Annotated in this window: 1 protein-coding gene; it reads right to left on the bottom strand. The window is 74.6% G+C overall.

From position 1 onward, the window contains the following. Positions 1 to 1,969: condensation domain-containing protein (locus ACFCX4_RS36080; RefSeq protein WP_376151685.1), on the bottom strand; the 1,969-nt coding region annotated here is incomplete at both ends.

Below are 1,969 nucleotides of genomic sequence, written 5' to 3'. Positions count from 1 at the left end.
CGAGTTCGGGTTCGAGGGTGAACTCGCGGGTGGCGCCGGTCCAGGAGGGTTCGGCGGGCCGGGGCCGGTCGGTCGGCAGTTCCAGGGCCGGCAGCGCGGCCAGCCGCTCCCGCCAGTACGTCAGGCCCTGCTCCAGGCCCTCGCCGGCCAGCTCCCGGCGCTGCCAGTCCGCGAAGTCCGCGTACTGGACCGGGAGGTCGGGCAGCGACCCGCCGTCGTACAGCACCCCCAGCTCGCGGACCAGCACGCCCAGCGACCAGCCGTCCGAGACGATGTGGTGCAGCGCCAGGACCAGCAGGTGGTCCTCGGCGCCCACCTGCCAGGCGGTGACCCGGACCAGCGGGCCCGCGGCCAGGTCGAACGGGCGGTGCAGCTCCGCACCGGCCTGCCGGACCGCCTCGCCGTACGGGTCGTCGAGACCGCGCAGGTCGTGCCAGGCGGCGGCGAGCCCGGCCGCCGCCCGCACCCGCTGCACGGGCTGCGCGTCGACCAGCGGGAAGGTGGTGCGCAGCGACTCGTGGCGGGCGGCGAGCCGTTCCAGGGCCCGGTCCAGCCGCGCCCGGTCGAGTGCGCCGTCGACGCGCCAGGCCAGCGCCGCCATGTAGTCGGGCGCCTCCGGGGCCAGCCGGTGGAGGAACCACAGGCCCTCCTGCGCGAAGGAGAGCGGGAAGTCCCCGGTGCGGACCATCCGGCCGATCATCGGCTCCGGGCGCGACGGCGCGGGCGGCAGGGCGGCGGCGAACTCGGCGATCGTCGGCCGTTCGAAGAAGAGCCGGACGTCGACGGGCCGCTCCAGCGCCTTCGTCAGGCGGGCCACGGCCAGGGTGGCGAGGAGGGAGTGGCCGCCGAGGTCGAAGAAGTTGTCGTGGACGCCGATCCGGTCGAGCTGGAGGACCTCCTGCCAGACCTCGGCGACGGCCCGCTCGGTGGCGTCGCGCGGCGGCTCGTGGGCACCGGCCGGCTCGGGCCGGTGGCCGTCGGGGTCGGGCAGCCGGGAGCGGTCGGTCTTGCCGCCGACGGTGCGCGGGATCTCGTCCAGCGGGACGAACAGGGTGGGGACCAGGTAGTCGGGCAGCCGCTCGGCGAGCCAGTCCCGGATCCCCTCGGTGGTGCCGCCCGGGGTGGTGACGAGGTAGGCGACGAGTTGGTCGTGGTGGGTGGTGACGGTGGTGTCGTGGATGTGGGGGTGTTGGCGGAGGCGGGTTTCTATTTCGCCGGTTTCGATGCGGTAGCCGCGTATTTTGATCTGGTGGTCGGTGCGGCCGTGGTAGGTGAGGTGGCCGTCGGTGGTCCAGCGGGTGAGGTCGCCGGTGCGGTAGAGGCGGGCGCCGGGTTGGTCGGTGTGGGGGTCGGGGCGGAAGTGGTCGGCGGTGAGGGCCGGTCGGTTGAGGTAGCCGCGGGCGAGTTGGGTGCCGCCGATGTGGAGTTCGGCGGTGGTGCCGAGGGGTGCGGGGCGGAGGTGGTGGTCGAGGAGGTGGAGGTGGCGGTCGCCGAGGGGGCGTCCGATGGGGATGCCGCCGGGCCGCCGGGCGCTCTCCGCGGTGATCTCGTGGACGGTGCTGGTGACGGTCGCCTCGGTCGGCCCGTAGGCGTTCAGCAGCTCGACGTCCGGGAACCGCTCCGTCCAGGTGATCGCCTCCTCCGGCCGGACCACGTCGCCGCCCAGGACCATCAGCCGCAGCGAACCCGGGACACCGGCCCCGCCGTCGGCCAGTTCGCCGATCACCGAACGGAAGTAGGCCGGGGGCAGGTTGGCGACCGTGACCTCGTGGCGGTCGAGGCCGTCGAGCAGCCGCGCCGGGGTCAGGAGGCCGGGCTCGGGCAGGACCAGAGCGGCCCCGCAGGTCAGGGCGGGGAATATCTGGTCGATGGACGCGTCGAAGGCGAGGGCGGCGAACTGGAGGACGCGGTCGGTGGGGCCGAGGGCGAAGCGTCGGCGGATGCGGGTGGTGTGGGCGGTGAGGGCGGT

It is taken from the genome of Kitasatospora sp. NPDC056327 (assembly GCF_042261735.1).
Taxonomy (GTDB): Bacteria; Actinomycetota; Actinomycetes; order Streptomycetales; family Streptomycetaceae; genus Kitasatospora.
This window is presented reverse-complemented; position numbering and strand designations above follow the sequence as displayed.